Here is a 24,693-nt window from a genome sequence, read left to right as displayed (position 1 = left end):
CAATGAAGGAGACAAACTGCATGCTTAGAACTCGTCGCGCCGCATGTGCGGCCATCGCGGCTTCGGCCACCCTGGGCGTTTCGGCCGCCGCTGATGTTGCCTATCCGACGCGCCCCATCAAGATCGTCATCGGTTTCGCGCCTGGCGGCTCGACGGATGCGCCAATGCGTGTGCTTGCCGAGGCCGTCTCCAGGACGCTCAAGCAGCCGGTCATCATCGAAAACAAGCCGGGAGCAGGGGGGACCTTGCCCGGCGTGATCCTGCAAAGCGCCGCCAACGACGGGTACACCCTGGGCATCGCATCCCTGGGAATCTATCGCCTCCCCTTCACTGCCGATATCAAGTGGGACCCCGCCAAGGACCTGACTTACGTCATCGGACTCACCGGCTACGCCTTCGGCATCGTGGTGCCGTCCTCGTCGTCCATCAAGACCTGGGCTGACTACGTGGCGGCAGCGAAAGCGCAGCCCGGCATCCTCACCTACGGAAGCCCCGGCGTCGCGACCACCAATCACTTGACGATGGAGCAGATTTCGCGAAAGGCTGGCATCCGGCTGAATCACATCCCGTACAAGGGCACGGGCGAAACGATGCAGGCGCTCCTGGGCGCGCAGATTGATTCAGCCGCCGAGACGTCCGCCTGGGCGCCTTTTGTCAAGGAGGGAAAGATGCGGCTACTCGTGACTTGGGGCGACAAGCGCATGACGAGCTTTCCCGACGCTCCCACTCTTCGCGAAGTGGGGATACCCATCACCCAGACTTCCTACTGGGGACTGGTTGCGCCCAGGGGAACCAGCCCGGCGATCGTGAGCAAGTTGCACGATGCGTTCAAGACTGCCATGCAACAGCCGGAGTTCAAGCAAGCCCTGGCTCGCTACGACATGGAACCGGACTACAAGAGTTCCGCGGACTTCCACAAGTTCGCCATCGAGACGATGAAGCAGGAGAAGGAAATCCTGGACGTGCTCGGTCTCAGCCGGAAATGACGAATCGCTTAGGCGGCTGCGCTGCATTTCGATTCACGTTCAAGCCAGGCGACTGCAAGGTGGCCGTCCGATGGATTACTTGAGATTCGTCAGTACGCGGGCAAAAACGTCGCTGTCCACGTTGCCGCCGGTGAGTGCAACCCCTGCGGATCGGCCTTGCAGTCGCTCCCGTTGCTGCATGGCGGCCGCCAGTGCGGCAGCACCGGCACCCTCGGCCACGTTGTGCGTGTCCGCGAAGAGCACACGCATCGCTTCCGCAACCTCGTCATCCGAGACGGCGACGATGTCCTCCGCTTCCCGCAGGATCACCTGCAGCGCCTCGTCCTCGGCGATACGACAGGCCATGCCGTCGGCCAGCCGGGTACTGACTGGGGCAGCAATGACTCGGCCGGCGCGGTACGAGTCGAGAAAACTCGTCGCATGCGCCGAGACCACGCCGATGAGCTTGCTGTGAGCGCTTGTGAAGGCTCGCGCGGCCGCGGCTGCGCAGAAGCCCGAGCCCAGGCCGATGGGGACGTAGACGACATCCGGCTCGTCGCCCGGCGCAAAACTCTCGAAGAACTCGAGCCAATACGTCATCACCCCGCGCACCAGTTCGCGGTGGTAGGAGGGAACCATATGCAGGCCGCGCTCGGCGGCCAACGCAATGGCGTGTTCGCGCGCAGACTGAAATTCGTCCCCGTGCTCCAGCAGCGTGACCCCGAGCGCCCGCATCGCGGCGTTCTTCTCCACCGAGTTCCCATGGGGAACGACGATGGTGGCCGGGATCCCGTAGCGGCGTGCCGCCCAGCCCACCGATTGCCCGTGGTTGCCACGCGTCGCGGAAATCACGCCGGCAACGTTGGGCTCGTTCCGCACGAGCGCATCGAAGTACGTCAGGCCGCCGCGCACCTTGAAGGCACCCGCAGGTGTGTGGTTCTCGTGCTTGACCCACACCGTGATGCCGAGGCGCTCGCGCAGCAGAGGCCAGGCGTACTGCGGTGTGGGAGGAACGGTCGCCCGCACGATTGCGCGGGCGGACTCAACCTCCTCGGGCGTGAAAGTCAGCGTCATCAAGCTTCTCCAGAAAAGGATGCACGCAAATTCAAAACGTCACTCAGGCAGTGGATCCCGCAATGCTGCGCGCAACCAGGCGAATGGGCTGGGTGAGATTTTCGGGGATCAGCAACGCGGTTCCGGAATGACCGGGTTGACCTTGCCGGGCATGATCGATGAGCCGGCCTGACGCGTGGGAAGGAGGATGTCACCGAAGCCGGCTTGAGGCCCGGAAGAGAGCAAACGCAGGTCGTTGGGAACCTTCGACAGCTTGCACGCTACGCGCTTGAGAACCCCGGAGAGCTGCACGAACGCATCGGTGTCCTGCGTCGCCTCGACCAGATTGGCCGCACGCACGCGAACTGCCTCAAAGGATGGCGTCCGAAATTCGAGGCATTTGGCGCGCCGAGGTCGACCAGATCAATGAGCCGCGCGGCGCGCCCGCGCGCGGCCGCGCACCGGCTCGCGCGACCGCTGAGCGGCCACTTCCTCCCTGACCGCGGCAAAGTGCGTCCTGACGACCTCGAAGGCGCGCTCGGCCGCCGGCAGCCGCGTGCGGCCCGTGTGCTCGACGATGCCCAGCGTCAGTTCCAGGTCGAGGGCGGGCTGGACGTCGAGCCGCACCAGCGTTCCGGCGCGCAGCGCCGAGATCACCGCCACATCGGTCGACGGCGCGATCGCATCGCTCGAGGTCAGCAGCGTCAGCACCGTGGACACGTCGTTCGTGCTGGCGGCGAAGTGCTGCTGCACCGGCAGCGCGAGCCCGTACAGCAGCGCCATGCGGCGAAGCAGCGCCTCGTTGGCATAGCCGGACATGATGAGCGGAAAGCGCCGCAGCTCGTCGATCCCGATGCGCGGCTGGCCGGCCAGCGGATGGTCGCGCCTGGCGAACCATCCGAAGCTGCAGTCGTAGACGGGCTCGGCGGACACGCTGCTGTCCGCGTCGGCCGCCCGGACGTCGCCCACGAAGAAGTCGAGTTCCTCGCGTTGCAGCGCGGCGAGCAGGACATCGGTGCTCTGCACCAGCGTGGTCAGGCGCAGGCCGGGCGCCGCAGACAGCAGCTCGAGCACCATGGGGCCCAGCAGGGTCATGGCGATCGACGAGCCCATGCCGAAAGACAGGGAGCCGAGTTCGCCCGAACGCATGAGCGCCAGCGAGCGAGCGCCCTCGCGCTCGTCGAACACGATGCGCCGCGCCCGCTCGGCATAGGTGATGGCGTAGGGCGTCGGGCGCAGGCGCCGATCCTGGCGGTCGAACAGCGGCACGCGCAATTCGTCTTCGAGCGCGCGCAGGCTGCGCGACAGCGCGGGCGGACTCAGGTGCACGGCCTCGGCCGCGGCGGCGAGCGAGCCCAGGTCCATCACGGCAAGGAAGTGACGCAACTGGCGGGTGTTCATGGGCAAGCCTCCTTGACTTGCACAGATTGCAAGCCGATGACAGAAAAGTTGCAATTTACGCAATCGTCACCGATTCCTAGACTCGCGGCAATGGCCCAGAACACCATGACCGATTCCACCTCTTTCACCCTCGCAGGCCGCCCGCTGGTGGCGATCGCCGCCGACCGCATCGAGCGCCACATGCACCCGGCACATGCCCTGCTGCACGGCTACGTGCGCGCGGTGTCGGAACTGGCCGCCGCCCTGCCCCTCGCGCTGCCTGCAGCGCCGCAGGCCATGGATGCGGACAGCCTGATCCATGGCATCGACGGCATCGTGCTGACCGGCAGCCCCTCCAACGTCGCGCCCGAACGCTATGGCGCCGCCGCGTTGGCGGAGAGCGTGCTGCTCGACCGCGACCGCGATGCCACGGTGCTGCCGCTGCTGCCGCGACTCGTCGCCGCCGGCGTGCCGGTGCTCGGCGTGTGCCGCGGCTTCCAGGAGATGAACGTCGCATGGGGCGGCACGCTGGACGCTGCCGTGCACACCCGGGACGGCAGGCTCGACCATCGCGAAGGCGATCACGACCGGCCCATCGAGCACTGGTACGACGACAGCCATGAGATCCACATTGCACCGGGTGGCGTGCTGGCCGGCCTCATGACGCAGCACTGTTTGCCGGTCAATTCACTGCATCACCAGGGCATCGAGCGCCTGGGCGCAGGCCTGCGCCTGGAGGCCACGGCGCCCGACGGGCTGGTCGAAGCCTTCTCCGTCGAAGGCGCTCCTTCGTTCGCGCTGGCGGTGCAGTGGCATCCCGAGATGCGCATCGACGATTGCCCGCTGGCGCAAGCCATCTTCCGCGCCTTCGGCGCCGCCTGCCGCTCCCGGCAGCTACAGCGGCTGCAGCGGCTGGGCCAGCCGGCCGGCCGCACGCCCGTCGCGCTCCCCGCCTGATCCTTTTCCCGACCACCATGAACGACACCGCCTCCCTCGATCTCTTCAGCCCCAGCTACGCCACGGCGCGGCGGAAATTCCTCGATGCCGCCGCGGCACGCCGCCTGCCCGTCGACAGCCGCCTGCTGGACCTCGCGGGCGCCGAAGGCGAGACCCTGGCGATGGACGTGGTGCTCGACGGCCCGGCAAACGCCAGCCGGATGCTGGTCGTGCTCAGCGGCGTGCACGGCGTGGAGGGCTTCTGCGGCTCGGCGATCCAGACCGGCATGCTGCGCCTGGGGCCGCCGGCGCACGCGGACACCGCGGTGCTGCACGTCCATGCCATCAACCCGTACGGCTTTTCGCATCTGCGCCGCGTGACGCAGGAGAACGTCGACCTCAACCGCAACTTCGTCGACTTCGCCAAGCCCCTGCCCGTGAACGTGGGCTATGGGGAGATCCACGACTCTCTGCTGCCGGCCACGTGGCCCCCGTCGCGCGAAGCCGAGGCCACTCTGGCGGCCTATCGCGGGAAGCACGGCGAGCGTGGACTGCAGCGCGCCATCGGCCTCGGGCAGCATGCCCATGCGGACGGCATGTTCTTCGGCGGACGCGCGCCCACCTGGAGCAACCGGAGCTTCCGTGCCGTCCTGCGCGACTACGGCACGCAGGCGCGCGAGATCGCTTCGGTCGACATCCACACGGGCCTCGGGCCCTACGGCGTCGGCGAGCGCATCTTCGCCAGCTTCGACAACGGCGTGCTGCCGCGCGCGCGGCAGTGGTGGGGCGAGCTCACCGACGTGCACGCCGGCAGCTCGACCAGCATCCCGATGACGGGTCCGATCCAGACCGCGCTCTTCGAGGAATGCCCGCAGGCCGTGCACATCGGCATCTGCCTGGAGTACGGCACCTACCCGAGCGAGCGCGTGATGCCGGCCCTGCGCGCCGAGCACTGGATGCATCGCCACGGCGCCGACGACAGCATGCAGGCCCAGCACATCAGGCAGGCGCTCAAGGACGCCTTCTATCCCGACGCGGACGACTGGAAGCTCGCCATCTGGCACCAGGGCCGCCAGGCCTGCCTGCAGGCCATCGCCGGCCTGCAGACCGGCGGCCCGCTGCAAGGCTGAACCGCGCACGGACGCCCCGCACCACGCACACTCCACACCCAGGACACCCCATGGACGCCACCACCCTCGGTTCCAATCCCGTGCAACCCTTGCAACAGGCCCTTCGCCCGAGCGACGCCAGCCACGATGCCGCGCCGTCGCGCATCAGCCGCAAGGCGGTCGCGGCCGCGGTCGCGGGCAATGCGCTGGAGTTCTACGACTTCGTCATCTACGCCTACTTCGCGGTCTACATCGGCAAGACCTTCTTCCCGGTGGCCGGCGAGTTCGGCAGCCTGCTGGCGGCGGTCGCGACCTTCGGCGTGGGCTTCTTCACCCGGCCGCTGGGCGGCGTGCTCATCGGCGCCTTCGCCGACAAGGCGGGCCGCAAGCCGGCCATGATCCTCACGGTGGCGCTCATCACCGTCGGCACGCTGGGCCTGGCAGCCACGCCGGGCTACGCCAGCATCGGCATCGCAGCGCCCGTCATCGTGGTGTTCTGCCGCCTGCTGCAGGGCCTGGCCCTCGGCGGCGAAGTGGGGCCCGCCACCGCGCTGCTGATCGAGGCTGCGCCCAAGGGGCGCCGCGGCTTCTATTCGAGCTGGCAGATCGCAAGCCAGGGGCTTGCGGTGGCAGTGGGCGGATGCCTCGGCGTCGGCCTGTCGCTCGCGCTGTCGCCCGAGCAACTCGCATCCTGGGGCTGGCGCGTGCCCTTCCTGCTGAGCCTGGCGCTGGTGCCGATCGCCATCTACATCCGGCGCAGCCTGCCCGAGACGCACGACCACGGCCACGAACGCAGCGGTGCGGCCATCGTCGGCGCGGTGTTCCGCGAGCATCGCAGGATCCTGCTGCTGGGCGTGCTGGCGACGGCCTCGACCGCGGTGGCCTCGCAGGTGGGCAACTACATGGTGACCTACGCGGTGCAGGTGCTCAAGCTGCCCGCAGCCGTCGCGCAAGGCAGCGTGCTCATGGGCGGGCTGATGACCTTCGTCTTCGCCCTGGTCGGCGGCACGCTGTGCGACCGCCATGGCCGCCGCATCGTCAACCTGCTGCCGCGGCTGGCGCTGCTGGTGCTGATCGTGCCGCTTTTCATGTGGCTGGCCGGCGCGCCGAGCGTCGCCACGCTGCTCACCGTCTCGGCCGTGCTGGCCGCCCTGACCGCGATGTTCGGCACCGCCGGCCTGGTGCAGGTGCCCGAGCTGCTGCCCATGGCGGTGCGCAGCACCGGCCTCTCGCTGGTCTACGCCATCGGCACCTCGCTTTTCGGCGGCACCACGCAGTTCGTCGTCACCTGGCTGCTCGCCATCACGAAGAATCCCATGGCACCGGCCTGGTACGTGGTGCTCATGAGCGCGATCAGCATCTGGGCGATGTGGATGCTGCCGGAGTCGCGCGACGTGGATGTGCGGCGATAGCCGGCGCTTCAGGGCGGCATGCTGACCGCGCAAACCTCCCAGCGCCCCGGCACCCCTTTGAGCTCGTGCGCGCCGCGCCCAACGAAGCGCAAGTGGGAGCCCACGAGAATGTCGTGGACGGTGCGCGACACCAGCACCTCGCCAGCCTTGGCCAGCGCCTGCACGCGGGCGCCGATGTGCACGGTCATGCCGCCCACCTGGCCATCGCTGCGCAATTCGACATCGCCGAAATGGATGCCGGCGCGAATCGAAAGCTGCAGGCTCGCCAATGCCGTGTGCAGCGCCTGCGCGCATTCGATCGCACGGTCGGGACGGTCGAAGATGGCGAAGACACCATCGCCGGCTGTATCCACCAGGCGACCTCGGAACAGCCCGAGCTGCTCACGCAGGATCTCTTCGTGCCGATCGAGCAGCGTCCGCCACGCCGCGTCACCGAGCGCTGCGGCACGCTGGGTCGAATCGACGATGTCGGTGAACAGCACCGCCGCCAGCGCGCGATCGGACTCGCCGCCGCGGCGGCTCCCGGTCAGGAATTGCTCGACGTGGTCGAGAATCAGATCGGGGGTTTCCCAATAGGGGAGATAGTCCGTGCCGGGCAATTCCTCGAAGCGCGCGCCGGCGACGTGTTCGGCGATGTAGCGCCCCTGGGGCACCGATGCCCAGGCGCAATCGCGGCGCGTCATCACCAGCGTCGGCGCTTCGACTGCGGATAGCGCCGGACGGACGTCCCTTTCTGCCTGGATCGCAAAACTCTCGGCGACGGCCTTGGGCGACCCGATGGCCCGCGCAAGCTTGGCCTGCCAGCGCAGGGCGCGCTCGTCTTGCGCAACGCTCGGATTCTGCGTGCGCGCAAAGCGCTCGGTCCCGAAGTGCTTTCGCGCGAAGCCGGAAAATCCCGCCAGGGCTTCCGGCGGATACCCGGCAGGATAGTCTTCTGCAAACACCCAGCGTGCCGTGGCGTTCAGCAAGACCAGCGCCGAGGTCCGTTCGGGATGAGCCGCCGCGAACTGCAGCGCCATCGGCCCGCCGTCGGTGATGCCGACGATGGCTGTCGTGCTCGAACCGGCGGCATGCATGACCGCCAGGAGGTCCTCCGTCCAATGGGCCAAGGCGTCGCGTCCATCCTGAGGGCGCGAATCGGACAGTCCGGAGCCACGAGCGCTGAAGCGGATGACGCGGCTGAACGAGGCCAGACGCCGCAGGAAACGCGCAATGGCGGGATCCTCCCACTCGAGATCCAAGGATGCCCACCAACCCGTCGTGAAAATCAGATCGCGCGGCCCCTCGCCCAGCATTTGGTAGGCAACGCGGTCATCGCCGACCTTGGCGTAGCGGGTTTCCGGCGCGGTCATTTCGTGACGGGCTCCAATTCAAGTTCGGCTTCGCATCGCAACAAAGAGCATGCCGAGCCCCGCGCCGCAAGCCAGCACCGCCATCAAGGTCGCGGTCGAATCGGAATCGTTGCCGCTTTTTTCGCCCTGCGCTTGCACCGTGGGTCGCGGCGCGGCTTCACGCGTTTCTACGTGGGTGAATGGACTGAAGATGGCGCACACAAGAGAAACCTTGCCGAGGGCGCGACCTGTCGCCCGCTGTCACTGGACTTCTTCATGGCGTTCTCCTAGTGGGGGCGGCCATTCAATCCCCGACGTCGGGGTGCCGGTCAGGGTTCCGGTCGGCGGAATGACCCGGGCCGCGTTCTCGTAGTCGGGCGAGCGGAAGGTACCGAAGGCCACGCGCCCCACCGCGCCCGGGAAGACGCCGAGCGCCTGCAGCGGGACGGCCGAAGTCGTGAAGGCAGGCGCCGTCCCGGTCTGCTGGACCCACTGGATGCCGCTGAGGCTCGTCACCGGAAACACCGCGCGCACGGTGCCGCCCGACCGCGGAACAGTGGGGCGCGTCCGGCCTGGGCCTTGTGTCGATCCTGCATGTGAGTCTCCTCGCAATCTCTCTCTCTCCGTTGGACGGATCGCAGCATGGAATGCATGGTTCGTTCGCGAGTCGGCTGCGAGGGACCCGCGGCGGATTTATATAGCCTTGTCGCGCATTTGGTCCAGTTAGGGTTAGTCCCGCACGCGACTGGCAAGGCCGAGCTCAGGCATTGGAACCGGCATCACGAGACGCAAGAGTCGACCGGGCCGCTTCCAGAAGCCTTCTGGTTCTGATGGCCTTCCGCATCCCGACAACGCTGCCGACACAGCAGAGAATGGACACCACGATCACGAAAGCGGCGACGAGTGGGCGCGTGCTCATGAGGTGGGAGGCCCACAGGCTGCCCAACAACATCGCCACGATGCCGCCGAGACTCGACGCGGCACTCCTGCAGGCGATTTCACCCGTCCCGTGATTCACCCACCCGAGCAGGGTCCGCCAATCGCCAGGGCGTTCGAGCACTGCCGTGACAGTCATGCCGGCCTCGATCCGAGGCGCCCCGGGAACCGCGACGCCGGACTCCTTCACGTCTGCGGACTCGAATCCGAACTCCGTGCTGAGCACACGGTTTCGCCGCGACCTGTGAACGATGTCGAAGACCCGGTCGAAAGTGATGGTGACTGCATTCATGGGCAAGGGTGGTCCAGTTTCCTGCCACGAATTCTCGCGCGGTCCCGGTCCGCGACGCACGAGCCCGCCACGCGCGTATGGAGAGGTGAGAGAGGTGACGCTCCCTTCGCAGGGACGTCCCCGCTCTCAAGGGCCTTGCGCACCGCGCCGAACGAAAGCACGCCGGTCACGCGCCCACCGATTCGCACCGGAATGCAAAGAGCCGAACCCAAGCCGATGCACAGGCAGTACTCTGCTTCAGTCGTTGCCTCGGGCGGAAGGTCGGCGTTGGCCCGTTTCTCTTCGCCCTCTGAATTCAGAAGCGTCAGCCCTCATGAGTGACGCGCGCGGTTGCCGTTGTGCACCGCCCATTCGATCGCATCGAACAGCGCTGCGGCGTCCACGGGCTTGCGAAAGAAGGAGCGAGCACCCAGCGCTCGTGCAAGGTCGCTGTCCGCGGTGTTGTCGCTCGCGGACAACGCGATGACGGGAAGAACGTCCGCCAGTGAACGCAGGGCAGCCCTCACTGCCGCGTCGCAATCCCTGAGCGCCGAGACTTCGAGCAAGATGCAGGCCGCCTGCCTCCAATGAGCCAGCTCCAGAAACTCCTGGACGCTGGCGCAAGGTTGTGCCTCGAAGTCGGCCGAGTCTATCAGGCGCCCAAGGCCCTCCCGCACCGACTCATCGCGATCAACGACGTAGACGATTCTCAAGGGGCCGCGCCTTGTTTTCATCGCTCCGCTCCTTCACGATTGAACAGATTTGTCCATCCCTGACGTGGTGCGCGAATAGGGCGGAACCCTAGCCTGGGCATGACGGCGCGCAAATCCTACTTTGGTTGGATGTGGGTCGGGGTCTCCGCATCCCTGAAACACCATCGCTGGCCTTTGCGCTGCATCAATGCGACGTCGCCGGTTCGGCGCCAAAGTGTGCGCGTTGCGAGCGATCGCGGATCGATACGCCCATATCCCAGCCTTCAGGACATGACCGATTGCCTGAATCAAGCCGATCTGGTTTGCGACTTCGAGGCTTTTTCCAAAGTCGTGCGCACCCGCCGGTCCGTGCGCGCCTATCTGCCGGAACCCGTTCCCGTCGATGTCATGGACGCATGTCTCGACCTTGCCCTGCTGGCGCCCACATCGCACAACCTCGAATCCTGGCAATTCATCGATGTACGCGATGGAGCCAAGCTGGATCTGCTGCGTCATTGCTGCCTGGATCAACCGGCGACAAAGGCACCCAACCTGGTCGTCGCGGTGGCGCGACCGGATTTCTGGCGGTCCGGCCGCAAGCTGATGCTGGCAGCGATTGCGCGTGAGGAAACGCCGGGTCGGCTGCCCCCATTGATGGCATTGAAGTACCAACTCCAGATTCCGCTGATCTTCATGGACGGCCCGTTCCACTTCCTCGCTCCACTCAAGCGGCTGGTGACCTGGGGCATCGGGCTTTTCACGGTGTCGTGGCGTGTCGAAGTCGGCCGGTCGGGCCAGGTGCTGTGGGCGACAAGGACCACGGCGCTCGCGTGCCAGAACCTGATGCTTGCGCTTCGCGCGGCCGGCTACGACAGCTGCGCCATGGAAGGATTCGATGAGCCGCGCCTGAAGCGCCTGCTCAAGCTGCCGCGCGCGGCGCGTGTCGTCATGGTCATTGCCGCCGGCCGTCGTGCCGAGGGCGGTGTGATGCCGCAATATCGCTTTGAGCGCGAGCGTTACGTCCAGCGGGTCTGATTGTCCGCGCCGAGCACCAGCCAACTCAAACGACGACAGACCCGACTGGCCGCCGAAGCGCATAGGGAAGGCTCGGGCCGTAGCCGAAACGCAGCACTGCATCGGGACGCCGATCCTTCATGCCGACCAGTGCCGAAAGTTCTTTTCGCAGGCCACCCACCTCGACGGGCTGATTGACGAAGGAGAGCTTCATGCCGAGCGCCGTCGCCTGCAGCGCGAAGCGCTGGCACGCCTGGCCGGCGCGCACCCAATGCTCGGGACTTGCCTGCTCGGCGAAGAAGACGGCAACGCCCGAGGAGGTCCGAAGTTGGCTTGCGTACTTGTCATCTTCCGCCGCTGCGCGGAAGGCCAGTTCGAACATCGAGCGGCCGAGCCAGGTCGGCATCGACGGATTGCCGGTTGTGCCCACGAACAGTCCATCGCCGGTTTCCATGGCCTGACGGGGGTTGAAGCGAAGCCAGCGCCTCAGTTCGGACACGAAGGCGCGATCGGCCATCTGCACGTCGTTGCCAGCGACGACGAGGTCGCGAATGCGCTCGATCTTCGCCCTGTCCGTCACCAGCTCCAGCGCGACTCCCTGCGACGCGGGGACCACGTCGGCCAGGATCTCGAGCTCCGCGGAACCCACTGCACGGCCATCGAAATCGGCGCGCGTCGACTGCCGCCTGGGGATCGCGTCGAACAGCGTCGAATGCGCACGCGCGCCTTCGATGAATTCGAACACCACATGCCCGCCGTCCCGCGCGTCGAAGTGCGTCGCGCCCGGACGCCCGCGCGCGGCGGCGGAGAGAGAGAGGTTCTCCGCGGCGCACCCGAGACTGAAGAAGAGATGATGGTCGTCCGGATCGACCGCCGGGGTTCGCCGCGAGAAATCTGGCCAGATGGCAATCTGGCCGCGCCCAAGCTGAAACTTCCAGGGCTGCGTGTTGTGGCCATTTGCCGCAAGCGTCGCATAGCGCACCAGTTCCTCGAGCTCAGGCGCATCCGGAAGCGGCGCCCTCTGCGCTCGAGCGGCGGCCCGATGTCCTTCCTCGGAGCCCATTTGCAGGACGCTGGTTGTTGCCAGCGCGGCCGCTCCGAGAGCGATCGCGCCGCCGCCGAGTAAGTAGGTTCGCCTGTTCATGACCGCTTGCCACGCTCCGAGATGACTGGAGCCAGAAGATAGCGGTTGCTCGCCGATGCGAAATGATCTGGGTCAAGCCGCCAGCGTGTCGGCGAAGCCTTGAATCCCCGTAATGCCCGACGCGCCAGCTCCGATACGGTCAAACAGCCGGCCTCAGTGACCGCCGCCCAGATAAGCCGCCTTCACGGCCGGATCGTCGCGCAGTTTCTCCGCCGGCCCGTGCAGGGAGATGCGCCCGTTCTCCAGCACGTAGCCATAGTCCGCCACGCCGAGCGCCGCAGCCGCGAACTGCTCGACGAGCAGCATCGTGACGCCTTCGCTCTTCAGCCGCTCGATGATGCGGAACACTTCGGTCACCAGGATCGGCGCCAGGCCCATCGAAGGTTCGTCGAGCAGCACCACCTCGGGGTTCAGCATCACGGCACGCGCCATGGCAAGCATCTGCTGCTCGCCGCCCGACAAGGTGCCGGCCAGTTGCGTGCGCCGCTCCTTCAGCCGCGGGAACAACTCCATGGCCCGCTCCAGGTCACGCGAGACGTCGCCGCGCGGGCGGCTGCCGGTCAGGCGCGGGAAAGCGCCGAGCACGAGGTTGTCGGTCACCGTCATGGTCGCGAAGACGCGTCGGCCCTCGGGCGAGTGCGCGAGGCCGTGCTTGGCAATGTGGTAGGACTCCAGGCCATCGATGCGCCTGCCGTTGAGCACGATCTCGCCGGAGGTCGGCGCGATCATTCCCGAGACGGCGCGCATGGTCGTCGTCTTGCCCGCACCGTTCGAACCGATGAGGGTCACGACCTTGCCCTTCGGCACCTCGATCGAGATCCCGTGCAGCACCTGCACCTTGCCGTAGCCGGCATGAAGATTCTTGATGGTCAACATAGGCTTGCCTCGCTCAGGCGGCTTTCAGGTCGGCTTGGGCGCCGGCGTCCTGGCCGCCGAGGTAGGCCTCGATGACCTTCTCGTCGGCCTGGACCTGCGCCGGCACGCCCTCGGCGATCTTCTGGCCGAAGTCGAGCACCGACACGGTGTCGCACATGCTCATGACCACGTCCATGTGGTGCTCGATGAGGATCACGGTCACGCCGTGCTCCCGGATCTTGCGGATGATCGCGATCAGCTCCTTGATGTCCGGCGCCGTGAGGCCGGCGGCGGGCTCGTCCAGCAGCAGCAGTTGCGGGTCCAGCGCCAGCGCGCGGGCGATCTCCAGCAGGCGCTGCTTGCCGTAGGGCAGATTGCGCGCCTCCTCGGTCGCGTACTCGGCCAGGCCGACGAAGGCCAGGAGGCCCATGCCGCGCCGCACCGCCGCATCGCGCTCGCGCCGGTAGCGCGGCGTGTGCAGCGCCACGTCCAGCAGGTTGCTGTCGAAGCTGTGATGCAGGCCGACCTGCACGTTCTGCAGCGCGGTCATCTCGCCGAAGAGCTGCACGTTCTGGAAGGTGCGCGCGATGCCCGACAGCGCGATGTCCGACGAACTGCGCCCGACCAGCGAACTACCCGCGAAGCCAAGCGCCCCCGCCGTCGGCACGTAGATGCCGGTGAGCACGTTCATCATCGTGCTCTTGCCCGAGCCGTTGGGCCCGATCAGTCCGTGGATGGTGCCGCGCCGTATGTCCAGGTCGACGTTGTTGAGCGCCTTCAGGCCGCCGAACTGCATCAGCACGCCCCGCGCCTGCAACAATTGCTCGCCGCCCCCGGCCTGCGACGCCGTGGCGATGGCGGCCCCGGGCGCGACGCCCTCCCCGATCGACGCCTCGCCCTCCAGGCCCGGGCGCTTCATGTTGAACGCGCTGCGCACGAAGCCGACGATGCCGTCCTGCAGGTAGTAGACGACGAAGAGCATGATCGCGCCGAAGATCGACAGCCGCCAATCCGTCATCGTGTCGAGGCAGAAGGCCAGCACGGCGAGCGCGACGCTGCCCACCACCGGGATCGCCATCTGCAGCGGTGTCGCGCGCCGGCGGCGGATCGCGAAGGCCGCGGTCGCGAGGACCACCAGCGCGAGCGCGACGGAGACCCAGCGGAACATCTCGACATCGTCCAGCAGCTTGGGCAGCAGCACGATGACGGCCGCCCCCAGCATGGAGCCGATGCGGCTCTTGCGCCCGCCCATGATCACCGCCAGCAGGAAGAGCACCGTGAGTTCGAAGTTGTAGGTGTTGGGCGAGATGTACTGCTCCGAGAAGGCGTACAGGCTCCCGGCGAGCCCGGCGAAGCCGGCGCTGATCACGAAGGCATAGACCTTGTAGCGGTAGACCGACACGCCCATGCAGTCGGACGCCACCGGGCTGCCCCGCAAGGCCTCGAAGGCGCGCCCGAGGTGCGAGCGCAGGATGCGATGCACCACCACCAGCGACAGCAGCAGCAGCACCGCGACCAGCCAGTAGTAGCCGCGCTCGTCAAGCTTGTGGCCGAGCAGGACCGGCTTGTCGAGCTTGATGCCCATTGGCCCCTCGGTGAGGAAGCTCATCTCGTTGATGAGGATCTGCACGATGGTCCCGAAGGCCAGCGTGACCATGGCCAGGTAGGGCCCCGTGACCCGCAGCGCCGGCAGCGCGAGGATCGCGCCGAACGCCGCCGTGACCCCGATCGCCGCGACCAGGGTCAGCAGCACCGGCGCGCCCAGCTTGAAGACCAGCACGCCGGCCGTGTAGGCGCCGATGCCGAAGAGCCCCGCATGGCCGAGCGACACCTGCCCGGTATAGCCGACGACGATGTCGAGCCCGAAGATCAGGATCGCGTAGATCGCGATCGTCTCCAGCAGATGGATGTAGTAGGCATTGTCGATGGCCACCGGAAACAGCAGCAGCGCCGCTGCGCCGGCGATGGCCAGCAGCAGGTGGCTCGTCTTCATGGATGGTTGTCGTTGTTGTTGCTTCATGGGCGCGCTCACACCTTCTTGATGGCGGTCTTGCCGAACAGGCCCTGCGGCCGCACGGCCAGCACGATCAAGAGCAGCACCAGGCCCGGCACGTCCTTGTAGCCGGTGCTGATGTAGAAGCCGGTCGTCGTCTCGGCGATGCCCAGGATGATCCCGCCCACCACGATGCCCATGCCGCTGGTCAGGCCGCCGATGATCGCCACGGCGAAGGCCTTCAGGCCGAGCACCGCGCCCATGGTGGCGCCGGTGAGGGTCAGCGGCGCGATCAGCACGCCGGCGAAGGCCGCGGTCGCCGACGAAAGCGCATACGAGAAGGTGATCACCAGCCCCGTGTTGATGCCCATCAGCTTGGCGGCGTCGCGGTCGTTGAAGGTCGCGACCACGGCCTTGCCGTAGATCGTCCTGCGGTTGAAGAACTCCACCGCCAGCATCATCAGCACGGCGCCGCAGACCACCAGGATCTCCATCGGAAGCACGTTCGCGCCCAGGAACTTGAGCGGCGATTCCGGCAGCGGCGACGGGAACCTCAGGTCGTCGCGTCCCCACACGTTCTCGGCCACGTTCTTGAAGATGATGCCCAGCGCGATCGTCGACATGATCCAGCCGAACTCCGACTTGATCTTGATGGCCGGCCTCACGCCGATGCGTTCCACCACCGCACCCTGGAAGACGCCGAACACGCACACGATCGGAATCATGAGCCAGTAGTTCACGCCGAGGCCGACCAGCGTCAGCCCGACCAGCGCGCCCAGCATGAGCGCCTCGCCCTGCCCGAAGTTGAGGGTGTCCGAGGTGGCAAAGGTCAGCTGGTAGCCGAAGGCGATGACCGCATAGATCATGCCCAGCGCGATGCCGCTGTAGATGAGTTGGGTGAGGATTTGCATGGCAGTGAGTGACGGTGTCCTGGAGCGGGTGCAGCAAAAGGCGCCGCCGCGGACTGGCCGGGGCGGCGCCGTTGCCGGCTCGATTGCCGAGGCTCGACGCGCTTACTTCATCAAGGCCGCATTGGCGGCCGCATCCTTCACGCGCACGGTGGACGCGTCCTTCTGGTCCTGGGTACTCGCGAACACCACGCGCGAGGCCTTGACGACGCCGAACACCGGGATGTTCGCGGTGATCGCCTCATGGTCGCCCTTCGAGAAGGGGTTGTTGTACGTCGTCACCACGCCCTCGACCGGCGTCTTCAGGTTCTCCAGCGCTTCCTTGATCTTCGGACCGTCCGTGCTGCCCGCCTGCTTGATCGCCGCGGCCAGCAGGTAGATCGAGTCATAGCCCTGGGCCGCGGAGACCGGCGAATCCATGCGGTTGTTCTTGGGCTTGAAGGTCTTGACGTAGTTGTCGATGAACTGCTTGCGCTTGGCCGTGGTCGCTTCCTGGATGAAGGTCTGCGGCATGCTCGCGCCCTCGCCGCCCGGCCCCGCGTTGTCGATGAAGTTGGCCATCGAGAGCGTCCAGCTGCCGACCATCGGCACCTTCCAGCCCAGCTTGGTCATGCCATTGGCGATCTGCGCCAGCTCGGGGCCGATGCCGTAGGTGAGGATCGCCTCGGCGCCGGCTTCCTTGGCCTTGAGCAGCTGCGGCGTCATGTCGACGTCCTTGATGTTGAACTTCTCGACCGCCACCGGCGTGACGCCCTTGCTCTTGAGGGCCTTCTCCAGGTCCTCGCGGCCGAGCTGGCCGTAGTTGGTCGAGTCGGCCAGGATCGCGACCTTCTTGTAGCCGCGGCGCACCACCGCCTCCTGCACGATCATCGGCGCCTGGATGCTGTCATGCGCGGCGTTGCGGAAGACGTAGTTGTCCGGGTCCTTGTCGAACTGGTGCGTCACCACCGACCCGGTCGCCACGTTGTTCATGACCGGGATCTTCGCGTCCTGCAGGAAACGCTGGGAAGCGAGCGCCACGCCGGTGTTGATGTAGCCCACCACGGCAGTGACCTTCTCCTTGTTGACGAACTCCTGGGCGATCTGCACGCCGCGCTCGTTCTTGGCCTCGTCGTCGCGCTCGATCAGCTGGATCGGACGACCCAGCACCCCGCCCGACTTGTTGATTTCCTCGGCGGCCAGGCGCACGCCGTCGCGCATGCTCACGCCCATCGAGGACGAGCCGCCGGTGAAGGGCCCGTCGACGCCGATCTTGATCGGGTCGGCCGCCATGGCCACGCTGCTGAGGGCGGCCAGGACGAATGCTGCGGTCACTGTCTTGTGGAAGCGGTTCAAGGTGTTGTCTCCTGTTGCGTTGGTTCTGGTGCCGGCCATTGTCTTTTTCAGCGTGCGTTCAACCCATTCGCATCAATGCGGAGAGCGTCTGCGTAGTTCTGCATACGGGAAAACGAGAACCCGCGGGGCACCCCGCCAAGCCATGCGCGCAGCAGCACAATGCCGGCCATGAAACCGAAGGCCAAGATCCTCCTGCTTGCCGTTGCGCCCTTGCTGCTCGCCATTGCGCTGATCGGCGGCCTGCTCGCCGTCGAGACCGAGCACCTCGACCGCGACCAGGCCAAGGTGCTCGAGGAGGTGCTGCTCAACACCAAGCGCGAAGAGCTGCGCAACTATGTCGCGCTGGCGCTCACTTCCATCGACCCCCTCTACGGCGCCGGGCGCGACGACGAAGCCGCCAAGGAGCAGGCCAAGGCCATCCTTGCCAGCATGAATTTCGGCGATGACGGCTACTTCTTCGTCTACGACATGGAGGGGCAGGTGCTGGTGCATCCGCGGCAGCCCGATCTGATCGGGCAGAACCTGTGGGACCGGCGCGATGGCGACGGCGTCTACATGATCCGCGAGCTGATCCGGCGCGCCCGCGAGGGCGGCGGCTTCACGCCCTACCAATGGCCCAAGCCGTCGAACGGGCGCATCGAGCGCAAGCTCGGCTACTCGATCGAGCTGCCGCGCTGGGGCTGGATGCTGGGTACCGGCATCTACGTCGACGACGTCGATGCGGCCGCCGCCAGGCTGCGCGGCAGCCTGCTCGAGAGCGTGCGCCAGACCTTGTGGGGGCTGGCAGCGGTCGCGGTGGTGGCCGCGCTCGCGGTGTTCGCCGGCGGCATGGCGCTCAACATCACCGAGCAGCGGCAGGCCGACCGCAAGCTCAAGGCGCTCGCGCACCGGGTCGTGACCTCGCAGGAGGAAGAACGCGCGCGCGTCTCGCGCGAGCTGCACGACCACATCTGCCAGCTGCTGGTGTCGATCAAGTACCAGTTCGAGCTGGTCGGCCACCGGCTCGCCCATCCCGGCCGGGAGCCGGTGACGGCCATCGACCGCGAGATCAGCGCTCTCTCGCAGGCCATCAGCGAGGTGCGGCGCATTTCGCATGACCTGCGACCGGCGTTGCTGGATGACCTCGGGCTGCCGGCCGCACTCGAACACATCGGCAACGAGCTGGCCGAGCGCAAGGGCTTGCAGGTCCATGTGTCGTCGAGCGCGAACGACGACCTGCCGGAGCTGCAGGCCGTGAGCCTGTTCCGCGTCGCGCAGGAAGCCCTGCGCAACATCGAGCGGCATGCCGGCGCGCAGCGGGTCGACATCTACCTCGACGACTCGGACGAGCGGCTCGAGCTGCGCATCGTGGATGACGGCCAGGGCTTCGACGTCCAGCAGGTCGAGTCGAGCAAGGACCGCGGCATCGGCCTCACCAACATGCGCGAGCGCGTCGAGCGCCACCAGGGCAGCTTCCAGATCGTCTCCACGCCGGGCCGCACGTCGCTGGTCGCGAGCTTTCCCCTGCAGGTCACGGCCTGAAGAAGAACATGGACGCACCGATTCCCCCCATCCGCCTGATGATCGTGGACGACCACGCCCTGGTGCGCGACGGCCTGCGTGCGAGGCTGGCGGTGGTGACGCACCTGCAGGTCATCGGCGAAGCGTCGAGCGGCCCCGAGGCGCTGCAACTGGCGAAGGCCGATCCGCCCGACCTGATGCTGATCGACGTCGGCATGCGCGGCATGAACGGCATCGAGCTGGCCACCGCCCTGCGCTCGCGGCATCCCGGGATCCGCGTGCTGATGCTCAGCATGTACGACAACCGCGAGTACGTGGTGAGTGCGATCCGCGCCGGGGCACGCGCCTATGTGCTCAAGGAGTCCCCGACAGAAGAGATCCTGACCGCCATCAGCGAGGTGTGCGCCGGCGGCGAATACTTCAGCCCGCGCATCGCGCACGTGCTCGCCCAGGCCGAAGCGGCGACGCCACAGCTCACCGCGCGGGAACACGAGATCCTCCGCTTCCTGGCGCACGGGCACAGCAACAAGGCGGTGGCGCGCCAACTCGACATCAGCGTGCGCACCGTCGAGACACATCGCTTCAGCCTGCGCCGCAAGCTGGGGGCGGACTCCGCCAGCGCCCTGCTGAAGATCGCCGTGGCCAACGGGTGGATCACCTTGTAGCCAGTCCCTTCAATCGATGCCGCAGGAGATGGACAGGTAGCGTTTCATGCGCAGGACGGCCAGCTCGGGGTCGCAGAGGACGCCGCATTGGTCGGCCAGCTCGAAGACCTTGGCGAAGTGCGCGGCGCCGCGCGCCGACTGCAGCCCGGCCGCCATCGAGAAGTGGTCCTGCTGCCCGTTGAGCCAGGCAATGAACACCACACCGGCCTTGTAGTGGCGCGTCGGCGCCCGGAAGATCTCCCGCGACAGCGCCACGGTCGGGTCCAGCAGGCTGCGGAAGCGCTGCGCGTTACCGGCGGCAAGCTCGGCCAGCGCGGCCGCGGCAACCGGGGCGATGGGGTCGAAGATCCCGAGCAGGCCATGCGAGTGGCCGCTGTCGTCCCCCGCGATGAGCTCGGCATAGTTGAAGTCGTCGCCGGTGTACATCTTGACGCCCGCGGGCAAGCGGCGACGAAGCGCCAGCTCCCACTTCGCGTCGAGCAGCGAGACCTTGATGCCCTCCACCTTCGAGGCGTTGTCGCCGATCAGGTGCGCCACCGTGTCCAGTGCCGTGGCCAGATCGTTCGATCCCCAGTAGCCCTGGAGGGCCGGGTCGAACATCTCGCCCAGCCAGTGCAGGATCACGGGCCTGGAGACATCACGAAGCAGGCGTCCGTAGAGCGACAGGTAGTCGTCCGCGCCGCGCGCGCAACGGGCCAGCGCACGACTCGCCATGAGGATGACGCGGCCGCCCTCGGCCTCGACCACGCCGAGCTGCTCGCGGTAGGCCGCCTCGACGTCGGCCAGCGTCACCTCGGGGCCCGCGATCAGCTGGTCCGTGCCGGCGCCGCACGCCAGGTCGCCGCCGACCGATCGTGCGTGCCGCAGGCTCCGCTGGATCAGTTCCCGGGCCACCGGCCAGTCCACACCCATGCCGCGCTGGGCGGTGTCCATCGCCTCGGCGACCTTGAAGCCCAGCTTGTACAGGTGCTCGCGAAAGGCCAGCGTGGTGTCCCAGTCGACGATCGGGGACGCATCCCACGGATCGACCGTGGCGAAGGGGTCGATCACCACGTGGGCGGCTGCATAGACCGTGCGGTTGAACGCCGGCAGCGGCTGCTGCGGACGGACGGGACTGGCCTGGACGGCGTAGCGCTTGAGGCTGCCGTCGGACTGCGGTAGACGAATTTCCATGACTGCTCCTTTGCGCAACCCATGCGCGAGTTCAATGAACGGTGGGCCCGGGTCCGGCCTCAATCAATTCGCTCTGCGAGCGAAAGCGTGCGCCTTGCTTTCGCGGCCGCGTTGCCGAGGCGGCCCAGGATGTGGTCAGCCGCCTTCTCCGCGACCATGATGGTCGGAGCGTTCGTGTTGCAGGAGGGAACGCGCGGCATGACTGAAGCGTCCACCACCCGCAGGCCCCGCAAGCCGATGACGCGAAGGTCGGGCGTCACGACGCTGTCGGGGCTGTCGGCCGGACCCATCCTGCAGGTGCCCACGGGGTGGTGGTCCGTCTTCGCATTGGCGCACGCATAGTCGAAGAGTTCATCGTCGGTCTTGAGCCGACTGCCCGGCAAGACCTCCGCCTGGACGTAGCGCTTCATGGCGGGTTGCGACAGGATCTCGCGCACGAGCCGCAAGCCCTTGATCGCCATCTTCCGATCGTAGGGATCCGACCAGTAGTTCGGGTCGAGCAGAGGCGCCGCACCCGGGTCCTTGCTCGCCAGCCTCACGGTGCCGCGGGAGCGGGGCCGGAGGTAGGCCGTGTTCAGCGTCACGCCGGCGTTCCTCAGCTTGGCCATGCCTGCTTCGATGCCGGAGCCGAGTCCGAGATGAAACTGGATATCCGGCGAGCGGGCATGCCCGCCAGGGTCCGCGTACCAGAATCCACCGGTCTCGAAGAGGCTCGAGGCGACCGGACCCGTCTTCAACAGCAGGTATTGAAGGCCAGCCATGGCCGCGTAATGCGGCTTGTTGTACTTGTCATAGGTGTGGTCGCCGGTGCATTCCGCGATCACGAACAGATCCAGGTGGTCTTGCAGATTGCTTCCGACGCCACGCAAGTCGTGCACCACACGCACGCCCACAGAACCCAGGTGATCTGCGGGGCCGATGCCCGACTGCATCAGCAGCTTGGGCGACCCGATCGCCCCGGACGAGACGATGACCTCTCGCTCCGCCCTCACGATGCGGGGCGACGCATTGTCGCGGCTGACGATCTCCACGCCAACGGCACGATCTCCCTCCACGACGACCCTGAGTGCCTGGCTCTGCAGCATCACCGTGAGGTTCGGGCGACTGCGTACCTCCTTGTCGAGGAATCCGATCGAGGCGGAAGAGCGCCTCGCGTCCAGTTGCGTCAGCTGGTAGTAGCCGAGGCCCTCCTGGCTCGCGCCGTTGAAGTCGGCATTGAATGGAATGCCCAGTTCCTGCCCGGCCCGGAAGAAGGCCTCGCAAATGGGCAGCGGGCTGATCGGGTTCGATACGCCGAGCGGCCCGCCATAGGCGTGGAATTCGTTCGCAAAGCGCGCGTTGTTCTCGGAACGCTTGAAGTACGGCAACACCTCGCGGTAAGACCAGCCCTCCGCACCCTCCTCGGTCACCCATTCATCGTAGTCGGCGGGCACGCCGCGCGTGTAGAGCTGAGCGTTGATCGACGACCCGCCCCCGATCACCTTGGCCTGGGTGAAGCGCAGGACGCGGTCCTTCAGGTGCTTCTGCGGAACGGTTTGCCATCCCCAGGAGCCGATGCCCTTCGTCATCTTTGCGAAGCCGGCCGGCATATGAAAGAAAGGATGCCAGTCGGAACCGCCGGCCTCGAGCAGCAGGACCTTGACCTGCGGATCGGCGCTCAGTCGATTCGCGAGCACGCAGCCTGCCGACCCGCCCCCGGTGATGATGTAGTCATAGTTGTCCATGCTCACAACCTCGGAATGGAAAGCGCACCGTCGACGTTGATGACCGAACCGGTAGCGAACGCGAACCTGCCCGAGGCCAGCTCCGCAACGACGCGCGCGATGTCTTCGGGCAGGCCCCAGCGGTCCATCGGCACCAGCCCCTGCGCGATGAGGCGGTCGTACTTGTCGGCCACACCGGCCGTCATCGCGGTCCGGATCACACCGGGCCGGATCTCGAACACGCCCACGCCCTGCTTGGCCAGGCGTAGCGCGAAGAGCTTGGTCAGCATGCCCAGTCCGGCCTTCGACAGGCAGTACTCGCCCCGCTCCACCGATGCGAGTTCCGCGCTGACCGAAGAAACCGTGATGATCGATTGCGGCGCGCCGGACGGGGTCCCGACCATCTGCCGCGCCACTTGCTGCGTCAGGAAGAAGGTCCCGCGCAGATTGGTATCGAGGACAAGGTCGAAGGCCTCCGGTTGCACATCGAGCAGATCCCCGCGCTTCGGCGACCCGATCCCGGCGTTGTTGACCAGGCAGGTCACGGGACCGCCCCACAGAGCGATGCTTTCGAGCATCGACGCATGCTCCGCGACGTCGGCGAGATTGCCTTGAAACGCGAGGGCACGGGCACCCTGGCCTTCGATGGCCGCCGCCGTCTCGCTCGCATCGTCGATCGCCATGATCGCGATGTCGAAGCCTCTGGCAGCCAGTTCGATCGCAATGGCGGCGCCGATGCCGCGGCTCGCACCGGTGACCAGCGCAACGGGTCTGGAGGGGCGTGCAGAGTTGTTCATGACGAAGCAGCCTTCAGGTTCGTTCTGAGGTGATGACCGACACGCAGGGCCTGGGCAGCGATGGTCAACGCCGGATTGAGCGCCCCCGAGGAGGGGAAGAAGCTCGCATCGACGACATAGAGATTGTCGTGGTCCCAGGCCTTGCAATGAGGATCGAGCGCGGACGTCCGCGGATCGTCCCCGAACCGCACGGTGCCGCACTGATGTGAAGGCGTGTCCATCGTGAAGGGCTTGGTCAGCACGATGGGATACCCGCTTCGCCTGATGATCCCTGAAGCTTTGCGCACCCACTGCCGATGGGCATTCATGTTCGTCCTGTGCCAGCGCAGATCGACTCCCCCATCCGGATTGGGACGAACGGTGCTCTCGTGATGGGGCAGGTCCTCCGACATGACGTACCAGTCGACGCTGTGCTCCGCCAGCCACGTGCGCAGCGCACGAGGCGTCCAGGCCGGCATGGCGCCACGCAAGATGGGCTCGGAGAGCTTCCCCAGGAGCTGCAGATTGCCCAGCGGCGGCCCCTTCCCGCCCGAATCGGCATCACCGAAGTAGTAGTCGTTGATCGACAAGGTCTTTGGAAACCGCGTCGGGTTTCGACGCGCAGGATGCAAGGCCATCAAACCGGTGCAGTTGTGATTCATGAAGTACCGCCCCACCACGTCGCTGGAGTTGGCAAGACCGCGCGGATGTCGATCGGTCGCAGATCGCAACAGCAGCGCCGCGGAATTGATCGCGCCAGCGCTGACAACGAAGAGGCCCGCTCGAATGCGCTTGCGCACGCCCTGTTCGATGACCTCCGCCGCTTCGATCCGGCGCCCGCTGGCGTCGGTGACGAGCCGCTCGACGAATGACTCTGTCCTCAGCTCGACATTGGGCTGAAGCAGCGCTGGACGAACGAGGCACCTCTCCGCATCGCCCTTGGCGCCGAACTGACAGGGGAACGCGTCGCAGGTGCCACAGCGACGACAGAGCCCGCCATAGTCGACCGCGGCGGGCATGGGGAAGGGATGAAGTCCTTGCGCCTTCAGCCGCGCCTCGATCTCGGCGAGCACCGGTTCGTGCGGGATCGGCGGATGGTCATACGGGCCGCTGCGAGGCGGCTCGGTGGGATCCAGGCCCGACTGTCCGCGTACACCGAACAACCGCTCGGCGAGTGCGTACCACGGCTCGAGATCGGCGTAGCGGATGGGCCAGGCGGGAGACACGCCGTCCTCGAGTTCCCGTGCCTCGAAATCCAGGGCACGAAAACGAAACATCGCCGTTCCGTAGAACTTCGTGTGCCCGCCCACGTAGTAGTACTGGCCTGGCCGGAAGCGTCGCTCGCCGCTCGTCCATGTCTCGTTGCTGCGGTAGCGCAGGTCCACGAACACGGCCTCGGGGTCCGAGTTCTGGGGTTCGCGAGGAAGCACCGGGCCGCGTTCGACGATGAGCACCTTGGCACCCGTTCCGGCCAGTTGACGCGCGATCGCTCCGCCGCCCACGCCCGACCCGATGACCAGCACATCGCACGACTCCGACATG

General features: G+C 66.8%; 22 protein-coding genes and 1 pseudogene. 7 read left to right on the top strand and 16 right to left on the bottom strand.

The features are described from left to right. Positions 1-2 precede the first annotated feature (2 nt). Positions 3-986: a tripartite tricarboxylate transporter substrate binding protein gene (locus tag VAR608DRAFT_RS08065; RefSeq protein WP_231973344.1), complete on the top strand. Its 984-nt coding sequence runs from the start codon at positions 3-5 to the stop codon at positions 984-986. Positions 987-1,061: 75 nt separating this feature from the next. Here VAR608DRAFT_RS08065 and VAR608DRAFT_RS08060 read toward each other — a convergent pair whose 3' ends face one another. The 3 genes and pseudogenes from VAR608DRAFT_RS08060 to VAR608DRAFT_RS08050 all read right to left on the bottom strand — a co-directional run bounded on the left by VAR608DRAFT_RS08060 (position 1,062) and on the right by VAR608DRAFT_RS08050 (position 3,419). Continuing rightward, a complete protein-coding gene (locus tag VAR608DRAFT_RS08060) occupies positions 1,062-2,039 on the bottom strand; it encodes a threonine dehydratase (RefSeq protein ID WP_088953589.1) in 978 nt (325 codons plus the stop codon). Positions 2,040-2,159: 120 nt separating this feature from the next. Beyond that, a pseudogene (locus VAR608DRAFT_RS08055) lies at positions 2,160-2,381 on the bottom strand (lyase family protein); the annotation flags it as partial. Between the two features lie 60 nt (positions 2,382-2,441). Then, positions 2,442-3,419 carry a LysR family transcriptional regulator gene (locus tag VAR608DRAFT_RS08050; protein WP_088953588.1) on the bottom strand — a complete coding sequence of 326 codons (978 nt, stop codon included), beginning with the start codon at positions 3,417-3,419 and terminating at the stop codon, positions 2,442-2,444. 105 nt (positions 3,420-3,524) lie between these two features. On the opposite strand from VAR608DRAFT_RS08050, the gene VAR608DRAFT_RS08045 reads away from it, so the two are divergent. The 3 genes from VAR608DRAFT_RS08045 to VAR608DRAFT_RS08035 are packed head-to-tail and all read left to right on the top strand — an operon-like array spanning position 3,525 to position 6,855. After that, positions 3,525-4,355 carry a gamma-glutamyl-gamma-aminobutyrate hydrolase family protein gene (locus VAR608DRAFT_RS08045; RefSeq protein WP_088958676.1) on the top strand — a complete coding sequence of 277 codons (831 nt, stop codon included), beginning with the start codon at positions 3,525-3,527 and terminating at the stop codon, positions 4,353-4,355. Positions 4,356-4,372: 17 nt separating this feature from the next. Beyond that, positions 4,373-5,464 carry a M14 family metallopeptidase gene (locus VAR608DRAFT_RS08040; protein ID WP_088953587.1) on the top strand — a complete coding sequence of 364 codons (1,092 nt, stop codon included), beginning with the start codon at positions 4,373-4,375 and terminating at the stop codon, positions 5,462-5,464. A gap of 50 nt (positions 5,465-5,514) precedes the next feature. Next, positions 5,515-6,855, top strand: coding sequence for an MFS transporter (locus VAR608DRAFT_RS08035; RefSeq protein WP_088953586.1), 1,341 nt, complete (start codon positions 5,515-5,517; stop codon positions 6,853-6,855). 8 nt (positions 6,856-6,863) lie between these two features. Here VAR608DRAFT_RS08035 and VAR608DRAFT_RS08030 read toward each other — a convergent pair whose 3' ends face one another. The 4 genes from VAR608DRAFT_RS08030 to VAR608DRAFT_RS08015 all read right to left on the bottom strand — a co-directional run bounded on the left by VAR608DRAFT_RS08030 (position 6,864) and on the right by VAR608DRAFT_RS08015 (position 10,127). Continuing rightward, the gene (locus VAR608DRAFT_RS08030; RefSeq protein WP_088953585.1) at positions 6,864-8,207 is read right to left on the bottom strand and encodes an adenylate/guanylate cyclase domain-containing protein; all 1,344 of its coding nucleotides are present in this window, start codon (positions 8,205-8,207) and stop codon (positions 6,864-6,866) included. A gap of 240 nt (positions 8,208-8,447) precedes the next feature. Next, the gene (locus VAR608DRAFT_RS08025) at positions 8,448-8,702 is read right to left on the bottom strand and encodes a hypothetical protein (protein ID WP_157730725.1); all 255 of its coding nucleotides are present in this window, start codon (positions 8,700-8,702) and stop codon (positions 8,448-8,450) included. A gap of 244 nt (positions 8,703-8,946) precedes the next feature. Next, on the bottom strand, positions 8,947-9,414 hold the full coding sequence (locus VAR608DRAFT_RS08020) for a hypothetical protein (RefSeq protein ID WP_088953583.1): 468 nt from the start codon (positions 9,412-9,414) through the stop codon (positions 8,947-8,949). Positions 9,415-9,725: 311 nt separating this feature from the next. Then, complete coding sequence (locus tag VAR608DRAFT_RS08015; protein ID WP_088953582.1) at positions 9,726-10,127, bottom strand: response regulator; 402 nt, start codon at positions 10,125-10,127, stop codon at positions 9,726-9,728. 78 nt (positions 10,128-10,205) lie between these two features. Between VAR608DRAFT_RS08015 and VAR608DRAFT_RS08010 the strand changes: the two genes are divergently transcribed. Further along, entirely contained in the window at positions 10,206-11,120 is a 915-nt protein-coding gene (locus VAR608DRAFT_RS08010) for a nitroreductase family protein (RefSeq protein WP_088953581.1), read from the top strand. A gap of 25 nt (positions 11,121-11,145) precedes the next feature. Here VAR608DRAFT_RS08010 and VAR608DRAFT_RS08005 read toward each other — a convergent pair whose 3' ends face one another. From VAR608DRAFT_RS08005 to VAR608DRAFT_RS07985, 5 genes are all read right to left on the bottom strand, one after another. Next, complete coding sequence (locus VAR608DRAFT_RS08005) at positions 11,146-12,243, bottom strand: Acg family FMN-binding oxidoreductase (RefSeq protein ID WP_088953580.1); 1,098 nt, start codon at positions 12,241-12,243, stop codon at positions 11,146-11,148. 153 nt (positions 12,244-12,396) lie between these two features. After that, entirely contained in the window at positions 12,397-13,119 is a 723-nt protein-coding gene (locus VAR608DRAFT_RS08000) for an ABC transporter ATP-binding protein (protein WP_088953579.1), read from the bottom strand. A 13-nt stretch (positions 13,120-13,132) separates the two neighbouring features. After that, complete coding sequence (locus VAR608DRAFT_RS07995; protein WP_088953578.1) at positions 13,133-15,091, bottom strand: branched-chain amino acid ABC transporter ATP-binding protein/permease; 1,959 nt, start codon at positions 15,089-15,091, stop codon at positions 13,133-13,135. Between the two features lie 35 nt (positions 15,092-15,126). Further along, on the bottom strand, positions 15,127-16,002 hold the full coding sequence (locus VAR608DRAFT_RS07990) for a branched-chain amino acid ABC transporter permease (RefSeq protein WP_088953577.1): 876 nt from the start codon (positions 16,000-16,002) through the stop codon (positions 15,127-15,129). A 102-nt stretch (positions 16,003-16,104) separates the two neighbouring features. Then, positions 16,105-17,271, bottom strand: coding sequence for an ABC transporter substrate-binding protein (locus VAR608DRAFT_RS07985; protein ID WP_231973658.1), 1,167 nt, complete (start codon positions 17,269-17,271; stop codon positions 16,105-16,107). Between the two features lie 231 nt (positions 17,272-17,502). Here VAR608DRAFT_RS07985 and VAR608DRAFT_RS07980 point away from each other — a divergent pair, with 231 nt between their 5' ends. Next, positions 17,503-18,855, top strand: a complete 1,353-nt coding sequence (locus tag VAR608DRAFT_RS07980) for a cache domain-containing protein (protein ID WP_088958675.1) — start codon at positions 17,503-17,505, stop codon at positions 18,853-18,855. An 8-nt stretch (positions 18,856-18,863) separates the two neighbouring features. Beyond that, on the top strand, positions 18,864-19,499 hold the full coding sequence (locus tag VAR608DRAFT_RS07975; protein WP_088953575.1) for a response regulator: 636 nt from the start codon (positions 18,864-18,866) through the stop codon (positions 19,497-19,499). A 9-nt stretch (positions 19,500-19,508) separates the two neighbouring features. On the opposite strand, the gene VAR608DRAFT_RS07970 is transcribed toward VAR608DRAFT_RS07975, so the two are convergent. Genes VAR608DRAFT_RS07970 through VAR608DRAFT_RS07955 form a run of 4 tightly spaced genes read right to left on the bottom strand, consistent with a single transcriptional unit; the run spans position 19,509 to position 24,692 of the window. Then, the gene (locus tag VAR608DRAFT_RS07970; RefSeq protein ID WP_088953574.1) at positions 19,509-20,672 is read right to left on the bottom strand and encodes a dihydrodipicolinate synthase family protein; all 1,164 of its coding nucleotides are present in this window, start codon (positions 20,670-20,672) and stop codon (positions 19,509-19,511) included. A 59-nt stretch (positions 20,673-20,731) separates the two neighbouring features. Continuing rightward, positions 20,732-22,396, bottom strand: coding sequence for a GMC family oxidoreductase (locus VAR608DRAFT_RS07965; protein ID WP_088953573.1), 1,665 nt, complete (start codon positions 22,394-22,396; stop codon positions 20,732-20,734). Between the two features lie 2 nt (positions 22,397-22,398). Next, on the bottom strand, positions 22,399-23,172 hold the full coding sequence (locus tag VAR608DRAFT_RS07960) for a 3-ketoacyl-ACP reductase (protein WP_088953572.1): 774 nt from the start codon (positions 23,170-23,172) through the stop codon (positions 22,399-22,401). After that, a complete protein-coding gene (locus VAR608DRAFT_RS07955) occupies positions 23,169-24,692 on the bottom strand; it encodes a GMC family oxidoreductase (RefSeq protein WP_231973657.1) in 1,524 nt (507 codons plus the stop codon). Before VAR608DRAFT_RS07955 ends, VAR608DRAFT_RS07960 begins: the two co-directional genes overlap by 4 nt. Between the last annotated feature and the right edge of the window lies 1 nt (position 24,693).

Source organism: Variovorax sp. HW608 (genome assembly GCF_900090195.1).
Taxonomy (GTDB): domain Bacteria; phylum Pseudomonadota; class Gammaproteobacteria; order Burkholderiales; family Burkholderiaceae_C; genus Variovorax.
Note: the sequence above shows the minus strand (reverse complement) of the source record. Positions and strands in the feature narration are given on the sequence as shown.